Raw genomic sequence first — 9,606 nt, forward strand, 5'->3', positions numbered from 1 at the left:
GACTTGCCCCGTGTCAGTGGATGCGCATTATAGGGAAGCCATGATTTGACGCAAGACTTATTTACAGAAAATGAATCAAGCGGTCAGTTTTAAAGCAAAGTGCACTAAATTACCTCAAGGAGGCGACTTTTTGTGCAAATTCAACCAGTGATGGATATACGTCGTCTGCTAAGGTTTCACCCTCTGGAGTGATCGCTTTGCCGGTTCGCACTAAAGTAAGGTGACCCACACCTGCTGCTTGAGCCGCCTGAAGATCAGAGACCTTATCTCCCACCATATAAGAGGCGCCAGCATTGATGCCGAGATCATCAATGGCATCAATGAACATGCCAGGGGCGGGCTTACGGCAATCGCAAGCTTGGGTGTGTTCGCTACTGCCTTCATTTGGGTGATGCGGGCAGAAGTAGAAGCCATCTAGATCTACCCCTCGGTCACTGAGTGACCAGTCCATCCATTCTGTGAGGCGAATAAAGTCATCTTCACTAAATAGGCCTCGGGCAATACCTGACTGATTCGTAATAATAACCAGCTGATAGCCTTTTTCTTTTAGTAATTTCATGGCATCAATTACGCCGTCGATAAAAATGAAATCATCTCTTTTAGATACATAGCCAGTGTCTTGGTTAATAACACCGTCTCGGTCAAGAAAAATTGCGGCTGTGCTCATTAAAGGTGTCCTGTGGTTTAAGTCTGATGAAATTAGGGCGTGGTAACTGTGGGAATAATATCACAGCCAACAGCAGATTGAGGCAAGCGTTGGCCACTGCTAATCGCTTGGTGAAAGTGGCAAGCCACTTTATGAGCGCTATTATCACTGTCGCTCGCCAATGTGGGGACTTGATTAGCACATATTTCGCCAACATAACGACAACGGGTACGAAAATGACAGCCAGAAGGTGGATTAGCCGGTGACGGCGGTTCTCCTTCTAACATAATAGGTACTTGGCGCTGACGAGGATCAGGTTTTGGAATGGCTGCCAGCAACGCTTGGGTATAAGGATGCTTTGGCGCTTGATAGAGCACTTCAGCAGGTGCTAGCTCAATAATACGCCCTAGATACATAACAGCAATATGATCCGAAATATGTTTAACCACAGAGAGATCGTGGGCAATAAAGAGTATCGCCAGCTGATATTCTTGTTGTAGCGAGAGTAATAAATTAAGAATTTGCGATTGAACCGAGACATCGAGAGCCGACACAGCCTCATCGCAGACTAATAATTGAGGCTGTAACGCCATGGCTCGAGCGATACCAATGCGTTGGCGCTGTCCGCCCGAAAACTCGTGTGGGTAACGCGTCAATGCCGCAGTAGGCAGCCCCACTCGGGCTAGTAATTCAGCCGCCCATTGGCGTCGTTCTCTCGCCGTTCCTAACCCGTGAATCACAAAAGGCTCTTCAAGTATGGCGCCGATAGTATGACGACCATTGAGTGATTCTTGAGGGTCTTGAAACACCATCTGCATTTGCTGACGTAGCGGGCGCATGTCGGTTTGAGAGTACTGACTGATATCTTGGCCGTTAAATACAATGCGCCCGCCACTGGGCTCGTGTAATTTAAGTACCGCACGCGCCAGCGTCGATTTACCGCAACCAGATTCCCCCACTAGTCCTAACGTTTGCCCTGGGGCTAATTCAAAACTCACCCCATCCACAGCATATAACGTCTTCCCCCGTCTTAGTAAGCCACCACCTAGTGTAAAGTGTTGTTGTAACTGCTCTACCTTGAGTAAAGTGGGTGTCATTTGGTTGGGCTTAGCGCTCATGGGGTTAACTCCTGCCAGTGATGGCACCACACCTTATGCCCAGTCGCCGCCACCGTTTTGTCGGGTTGTTGCTCACATGCAGGCGTCATATAAGCGCAGCGATTAGCAAACCGACAGCCAGTAGGCAGTGCTTCTAATGAAGGAACTTGGCCCTCTATGGTGGGCAGTTGGGTTTTACTGGGTTGATCGAGACGTGGGATTGCCGACAATAGTCCTTGGGTATAAGGGTGCAGCGGCTGTTCAAATAAGGTGAGCACATCGGCCTGCTCAGCACTGCGCCCAGCATACATAACAAGTACTTGGTCACAAATTTGTGCCACTACGCCGAGATCGTGGGTAATAAACAATACCGCCATACCGGTTTTTTGCTGTAGCGCTTGAATAAGGTGCAAAATTTGCGCTTGAATGGTGACATCAAGCGCTGTGGTCGGCTCATCGCAAATCAGTAAGTCGGGCTCACAGGCCAGTGCCATGGCAATCATTACCCGTTGGCGCATGCCTCCCGATAATTGATGGGGGTAGGCTGTTAGCCTTGCCTTAGCTTCGGGAATGCCTACCTGAGTGAGCATATCGGCGGCGGCTTGCTGTTGTTGGCGTTTGCTCATATTGGGTTTATGCAGTTGATAAACTTCCATCAACTGCCGCCCTACGGTATGCACCGGATTGAGCGCCGTCATAGGCTCTTGAAAGATCATGGCTATTTTATTACCGCGTACGGCATAGCGTTGTTTGGCGGTTAAGCTCAATAAATCTTGCCCCTGAAACAGGGCTCGCCCTCCAACCACTTCCCCTGCCGGTCTAGGAAGCAGTCCAAGTAAACTCAGTGCCGTCACACTTTTACCACAGCCTGATTCTCCCACTAGCCCCAGCGTTTGACCGCCAGCCAATGAAAAGCTCACATCGTCCACCACTCGAAATTGTCCATTTTCGGTGGCAAAGCTAACGGCTAAATGCTCAACCTGTAATAGGGGGTCCATTTGCTTAACCTCTTGCGGTGCCATTACTGAGCTGTTGTCCGCCAGGTTTCATCTATCTCTAGCACTGGCTCAAAGCGGGCCTTACCTGATTTCACTTCTTTTTTTAGCGCCTCATCAATCCAAAATAAACCACCTGTACTATAGGGCGCGCCTTCCATGGGCCAGAATAAAGAAGGCGAATGCCGTGTACCTTTTGTCTCGGGCAGTTTCACATACCGCCAGTAAGCTTCGCGGGTATAAGGCACCTGATAACCGGGGATAAAGATAGCCAGCTCATGGACTCGGCGCTGTATTTGACGTGACAGCGTGGCCTTGTCATCTAAATCCATGGTAATGCGATATTGCGTGATCAGTGCATCTAGTTGCTCGTCACTGATATTAAACAAGTTATTTGTTTGCGGTTTATCCGCGTTAGCAGAATGAAAAAACTCCCAGTATTGCGGATACAGCCCGCCGCCGCCCCAGCCTAACCAAGCGGCTTGATGCTTTTTCTCAAGCATGGCTTTAAAGCCGGTTGCGCCATCCACCAAGTTTAGTTGCAGATCTAACCCCGCCTTGCGGGCTTCTTCGCGCAAAATAGCCAGTCGCGAGGTATGTTCTTGAGTGGTGTAAGTCACCGCCAAACTCATAGTGTCGCCTGCACTATTACGCAAAATGCCGCCAGGACCTTGTTGGTTATAACCGGCCTCAGCAAATAGCTCACGAGCACGTTTAATATCAAAGCTGCGGGCTCGAATATCGGTGTCGATAAAGTCACCATAGCCAATGCCAAAGGTATTCATACGCTCATAGTCACCACGCAGTATAGTATCTAACATCCGCTGCATATTAAGAGCATGGGCAATACCTTTGCGTATCCGCACATCACTTAATCTAGGGTGGGCGGTATTTAAATGAAAACCTTGGGCGCCGTGGGACATATCGTTATAAAACCAAATGCGATTAATAAGCCCATTGCGATACTCAGAGGTATCGGTTTTATCATGCCACCACTCGGGCAAAATCAACCCAAAAGTGTCGATATCGCCACGTAAAAAGTGGCGATAGGCAATGTTCATATCCCGCACCACATTAAGGCGAATTTCATCAACATTAAAACGGTGGCGATAGTATTTAAGGTCATTACCCCACCAGTCATCTAGCCGTTTAAAGCTGATAGAGCGCCCGCGTTTTACTTTATCAATGACATAAGCGCCGGTTACCGGTGCTTGCGCCCAGTTATAACGGCGAACCCAGTCGTCAGTAAGCTCATAAAAATGTGCTGGCTGAGGCGCAAGCCCCAAAGTATTCAGTAATTCTCGTGGGCTTTTCGCGCTACCGGCGGTCACTGATAAGGTGTGCTTATCAAACGCGGTCACATCAACAATTTCTTCACTAAAGTAGTTGTTATACCAAGGAGCGCGTATCACCTCAGATCGCATCATTTTTAGTGCAAATACATAGTCATCACTGGTTACGGGCGTGCCGTCAGACCACTGTGCCGCTGGGTTTAGCTTAAAGTACATGGTTTTATCGTCATCCCCAAAGGCCCAGTGAGTGGCCAGTGCCGGAATAGGCCGCTCAGTTTCGGGGTGTAACGTATAAAGACCCAGTTGGTTTTCGAGAATAAAAGAGCGAAATGAGGTATTAGAGTCGGGCCCGACGGTGCGAAACGTTAAAGGAAAACTCAGCAGCCAACCGTTCAGCACGCCACCCCGTTTGGCCTGAGAGGAGGCAAAAATAGGATCCTCATTATTGGTCTGCCACGCCAACTCTGCGGGTAACTCGGCGGCATAAACGCTGCTTAACATCAGCCAGCCAGTTAAAACAATGCATAATTTTTTCATCATGGTGTGCATCCCTGCCTATTCATAACGAGAGAAGTGTTTGGGGTCGAATGCCTCACGAATGGCTTCGCCAATAAAAGAAACGGTGATAAGTACTAAGGACACGGCCGTCACCACAGACGCCACTATCCAAGGTGCATCCAAGTGATTCACTCCTTGGCGTAACAATTCCCCCCAACTGGGAGTGGGCGGCGCTAGGCCAAAACCCAAATAATCGAGTGCCGTTAACAGTGAAATATTAGCCACCACAGTAAAGGGCGCCAGCGTGACTATCATCACCATGGTATTGGGTAAAATATGGTGCACTATAATACGCCACGCCCCTGCCCCCTGCGCCCGTGCGGCTAATACATAGTCGCGTACTTTTTCTCGGTACGTCAGGGTGCGCATATACCAGGTAATGCCCATCCAACCAAACAAGACGTTAATACCGACAAACAGCATAAAGTTGGGCTGAGTTAAAGACACGAGAATCATAATGACATACAAAAACGGCACCTGAGACCAGACTTCAATAAAACGCTGAAAAAACAGGTCAAACTTGCCGCCCATAAATCCCATCATACAGCCAAGTAACACGCCAATGGTATAGCTGGCAGTTAAGGCAATAAAAGCAAAGCCAACCGCGGTGCGAAAGCCATACACCAAGCGCGCCAGAATATCGCGCCCCGAGCTATCGGTACCCAAATAATGTTGCTGACTGATGCTGGGGGCAGTAGGAGGAAAGCCCTCGGTACTGTAATCCTGCTCAAACGGGCTCCAGGGGACTATCGGCAGCAACACCCAATTGTGATCCTCGGTGGGTGCATGCTTAGCTTGTTCAGCAAAGTGGGCTTTTAACTCGCGATAGTTAGTTTCATATTGATATTCTAGGCCAAAGGTATTGCCGGTGATCACAGCGCCATAGGTTGGAAAATGAAACTGACCGTCATACTTAACAATTAAGGCACGGTTGCTTGCCCATAACTCTGCGGTCAGCGCCAGCACCACCATCAACATAAATAACAAAAAGGCATAGTAGCCGCGACGAATACTACGAAAGCGGCGCAGCTTTTTATGCGTTAGATCAGAAAAGAGTCTAGCCATCAAAACGCACCCTAGGGTCGACTATCGCTACACAAATGTCTGATAAAATATTACCCACCAACATCATGATTGAGGTGACCGCCAAAATGCCCATCACCACCGGATAATCCCGCTCTACTATGGCCTCATACCCCAGCAGGCCTAAACCGTCGATATTAAAGATCACTTCTATTAAAAAGGAGCCGGCAAAAAATACTGAAATCACATTACCAAAGTGACTCGCTATCGGGATCATACTGTTGCGCAGCGCATGACGTGTGACGGCCTTATTAAAGGGCAAGCCTTTAGCCACAGCAGTGCGTACATAGTCTGCCGACAGATTTTCCATTAGGCTATTTTTCATGGTCATGGTGAGTACCGCAAAATCACCAATAGCATAGGCAATTAATGGCAAAAAGGCATGATGGAACAGATTTAAGGTTTTTGGCCAAAAACCGTCTAAGTAATAAAAGTCATCGCCCACAAAGCCGCCCATGGGAAACCAGTCGAGCTGAAAAGCAAACACCGTTAGTAAAAAAATGCCCACCACATAAGCAGGTAGTGCATAACCGGCGTAAATCAGCATAGAGCTAATACTATCGAAGCGGCTATTGTGTTTAACCGCTTTCAGGATGCCCAGTGGAATAGACACCAGATAACTTAAGATAAAAGTGCTAATACCAAAAAAGGCGGACACGGGCAGCCGCTCTTTTATTAACTCCCATACCGGTAGGTAGTAACGGGTAGAATCCCCTAAATCAAGCCGCACCAGTTTACCCAACCACTCCCAGTAAGCGATAAACACTGGCTTATCCAGGCCATAAAAGGCTTTTAGCTCGTCTATTTGATCTGATGATAATACCTGGCTGCCACGAGAGCTTTGGCTAAACTCGCTGCTGGCCATTTGACTTTCCATTAGCATGCGCTCCACCGGCCCCCCCGGTACAAAGCGGGTTAGCGCAAACACCACCAAAGTAATCCCTAAAAAGGTGGGTATTAGCAGCAATAAGCGACGCAGAAAATACTGGCCCATGTTTTTCCTTAAATTCGGTCCTTGAATAACACTTGCTACATTCAGTAATAAGTCTACCTAGCAACGCTCTAAAAAGAGACACAACACAAAAATAAAGCTATTTTCACCCTATCCCAAGTGCCGACTGATAAGCAAGATGGCGGCCTCATGCGCACCTCACGCTACGCGAATAAACTTTAACATTGACTCAGCCATCTGGACGGCTTAGCATTCTCTGCTATTAGCCATGTTCGCATGACTTATATCTGCACTGCCCTGTTAAGGTAGTGGATAACCATATCGCAAAGGCTCATCCTCCGATGATCAAGCTAACCAATATCAGTAAACGTTACGGTGCAGGCGAACATGCTGTGCATGCTGTGCGTAATATTAATTTAGAAGTCGCATCTGGCCATATTATGGGGGTTATTGGCGAATCTGGGGCCGGTAAAAGCACGCTGATCCGCTGTGTAAATATGCTAGAGCGCCCAACAGAGGGCACCGTTATTGTTGATGGCCAAGACCTCACCTTACTCAATAATAGCCAACTTCCCGCCGCGCGTCGCAATATAGGGATGATTTTTCAGCATTTTAATTTGCTGTCGTCTCGTACCGTGTTCGCGAATATCGCCTTACCTCTTGAGCTAGCCGGCATGAACAAAGCCGCGATTAAACAGCGTGTTAGTGAGTTATTAGCCTTAGTCGGATTAAGCCACCGTGGCGACGCCTATCCTAATGCATTATCGGGTGGGCAAAAGCAGCGAGTGGCCATTGCCCGAGCACTGGCACCTAGCCCTAAGGTATTATTGTGTGACGAGGCGACCTCAGCACTGGATCCGCAAACCACTCAGCAGATTTTAACGCTGCTAAAAGACATTAACCGCAAGCTTGGGTTAACCATACTGTTAATTACCCACGAAATGCAGGTAGTGAAAAGTATCTGCGACAAAGTCGCCATTATTAACGACGGCGAGCTGGTTGAGCAAGGGGATGTGGCTTGGTTTTTTGCTAATGCTAAAACAGACCTAGCACGACGCTTTATTGCCTCGACTATTAATTTAGATATTCCTGAAGAATATCAACAGCGCTTAGTTAGCGAGCCACTTGCAGACACCCTGCCCTTAGTTCGTTTGGGCTTTAGTGGTGACACCGTAGACAGCCCGTTAATTTCGATTTTAAGCCGCGAGCTAAATGTAGATGTCAGTATTCTTAGCGCCGACATGGAATATGCCGGTGGAGTAAAGTTTGGTTTTATGTTGGCCGAGCTCGAAGGTGAACCCACACAAACACAAGCCGCACTGGCTTATTTGCAAGATCATAAGATTCAAGTAGAGGTACTGGGTTATGTCCGACGCCATGATTAATTTGCTGTTATCAGCAACATGGGAAACCTTACTCATGACCTTTGGTTCTGGCATTATTGCTTGCGTGTTAGGCATACCGCTTGGTATTGCTTTACATGTGAGTAAGCCCGGACAAATTTGGGAAAACCGAGCCTTTAATAAAATATTAGGTTCAGTGGTCAATATTGGCCGCTCTATTCCCTTTATTATCTTACTGGTCGCGATTATTCCCTTTACCCGCTTCGTAGTGGGGACCAGTATTGGTACCCTTGCCGCCGTAGTGCCCTTAACTGTCGCCGCTATTCCCTTTGTGGCACGATTAATGGAAGGTGCACTTATGGAAGTGCCTGCAGGCCTAGTTGAGGCTGCACAAGCAATGGGTGCCAAACGCTTACAAATTGTTACCAAGGTGCTCTTGCCCGAAGCTCTGCCCGGTATGTTAAATGGCATTATTATTACCTTGGTCACCTTAGTGAACTATTCTGCGATGGCCGGTGCTATTGGTGGCGGTGGCCTAGGGGATGTGGGTATTCGTTATGGTTATCAGCGTTTCGACCCACAAGTCATGCTGATTACTGTGGTGCTGTTAGTGATATTAGTGCAAATTATTCAAAGTGTTGGCGAGCGTTTAGTCGCTTATGTAGATAATCGTTAATTAAAAAGGAAGTTACTTATGAAACTGGGCTTTAAAGCATTAACCACCGCCAGTGTATTAGCACTAGCCTTAACCGCTTGCGGTGAGCAAGCAACAGACACAGCCGCTTCAGAAAAAGCGGAGCCGCTTAAACCACTGCGCGTGGGTGTTATTTCTGGCGCCGAAGAACAAGTCACAGAAGTCGCCGTTAAAGTGGCCAAAGAGCAGTATAACTTAGACGTTGAGCTAGTGGCGTTCAGTGACTATGTGACGCCTAATGTGGCACTGAGCGATGGCAGCCTAGATATTAATGCCTTTCAGCATCAACCTTACCTTGATAAGCAAATTGCCGATCGTGGTTATGAACTCGTGCCGGTAGGTAAAACCTTTGTTTATCCAATAGCTGCTTACTCAAAAGAGATTAAGTCTTTGGATGAACTAGAAAATGGCGCTAAAGTCGCTGTGCCTAACGATCCCACTAACTTAGGTCGTACTTTGTTGCTGTTAGAGCAGCAAGGGCTCATTGAAGTAGACGCTGATGCGGGCTTGGCTGCAACGCCATTGGATATTACCGCTAACCCGAAAGATCTTAAAATTATTGAGTTAGAAGCGCCACAGCTACCACGCTCCCTAGAAGATGTCACATTTGCTGTGATCAATACTACTTATGCATCACAAATTGATTTATTGCCTAACCGCGATAGCTTGTTTGTAGAAGACAAAGACTCACCCTACACCAACTTGATTGTGGCACGTAAAGACAACCAAGATGATGAGCGTATTCAAGACTTTGTAAAAGCATTTCAAAGTAAAGAAGTCTATGAAGCAGCATTAGAGCTATTTAAAGGCGGTGTCGTTAAAGGTTGGTAAAGCAAGCCCTTCGGGAGTGATCAGCTTGAAGCCACATTTTTTTGCTGATGTTTGAGGAGTAGTCAGGCAGAGCGCGCTACTCCGCTCGACTCGCCGTAAACCCCTCCATGGGGGC

General features: G+C 47.8%; 9 protein-coding genes. 3 read left to right on the forward strand and 6 right to left on the reverse strand.

What is annotated here, in order from left to right:
- Nucleotides 1–109: 109 nt before the first annotated feature.
- Genes gmhB through ACTHY5_RS09750 form a run of 6 tightly spaced genes read right to left on the reverse strand, consistent with a single transcriptional unit; the run spans nt 110 to nt 6,665 of the window.
- The gene (gene gmhB, locus ACTHY5_RS09725) at nt 110–667 is read right to left on the reverse strand and encodes a D-glycero-beta-D-manno-heptose 1,7-bisphosphate 7-phosphatase (RefSeq protein ID WP_441879133.1); all 558 of its coding nucleotides are present in this window, start codon (nt 665–667) and stop codon (nt 110–112) included.
- A gap of 32 nt (nt 668–699) precedes the next feature.
- On the reverse strand, nt 700–1,764 hold the full coding sequence (locus ACTHY5_RS09730) for an ABC transporter ATP-binding protein (RefSeq protein ID WP_441879135.1): 1,065 nt from the start codon (nt 1,762–1,764) through the stop codon (nt 700–702).
- Entirely contained in the window at nt 1,761–2,741 is a 981-nt protein-coding gene (locus tag ACTHY5_RS09735) for an ABC transporter ATP-binding protein (RefSeq protein ID WP_441879137.1), read from the reverse strand. The genes ACTHY5_RS09730 and ACTHY5_RS09735 overlap by 4 nt, the downstream gene beginning before the upstream one ends.
- A gap of 23 nt (nt 2,742–2,764) precedes the next feature.
- Complete coding sequence (locus ACTHY5_RS09740) at nt 2,765–4,567, reverse strand: extracellular solute-binding protein (RefSeq protein WP_441879148.1); 1,803 nt, start codon at nt 4,565–4,567, stop codon at nt 2,765–2,767.
- Between the two features lie 18 nt (nt 4,568–4,585).
- Entirely contained in the window at nt 4,586–5,653 is a 1,068-nt protein-coding gene (locus ACTHY5_RS09745) for an ABC transporter permease (RefSeq protein WP_441879138.1), read from the reverse strand.
- The gene (locus ACTHY5_RS09750; RefSeq protein ID WP_441879140.1) at nt 5,646–6,665 is read right to left on the reverse strand and encodes an ABC transporter permease subunit; all 1,020 of its coding nucleotides are present in this window, start codon (nt 6,663–6,665) and stop codon (nt 5,646–5,648) included. The genes ACTHY5_RS09745 and ACTHY5_RS09750 overlap by 8 nt, the downstream gene beginning before the upstream one ends.
- A 299-nt stretch (nt 6,666–6,964) precedes the next feature.
- Here ACTHY5_RS09750 and metN point away from each other — a divergent pair, with 299 nt between their 5' ends.
- The 3 genes from metN to metQ are packed head-to-tail and all read left to right on the forward strand — an operon-like array spanning nt 6,965 to nt 9,491.
- The gene (metN, locus tag ACTHY5_RS09755) at nt 6,965–8,008 is read left to right on the forward strand and encodes a methionine ABC transporter ATP-binding protein MetN (protein ID WP_441879142.1); all 1,044 of its coding nucleotides are present in this window, start codon (nt 6,965–6,967) and stop codon (nt 8,006–8,008) included.
- On the forward strand, nt 7,989–8,642 hold the full coding sequence (locus tag ACTHY5_RS09760; protein WP_441879144.1) for a methionine ABC transporter permease: 654 nt from the start codon (nt 7,989–7,991) through the stop codon (nt 8,640–8,642). Before metN ends, ACTHY5_RS09760 begins: the two co-directional genes overlap by 20 nt.
- Before the next feature lie 18 nt (nt 8,643–8,660).
- Nucleotides 8,661–9,491, forward strand: coding sequence for a methionine ABC transporter substrate-binding lipoprotein MetQ (gene metQ / locus ACTHY5_RS09765; RefSeq protein ID WP_441879146.1), 831 nt, complete (start codon nt 8,661–8,663; stop codon nt 9,489–9,491).
- Nucleotides 9,492–9,606 lie beyond the last annotated feature (115 nt).

Source organism: Oceanisphaera sp. (genome assembly GCF_052084945.1).
Classification (GTDB): Bacteria; Pseudomonadota; Gammaproteobacteria; order Enterobacterales; family Aeromonadaceae; genus Oceanimonas.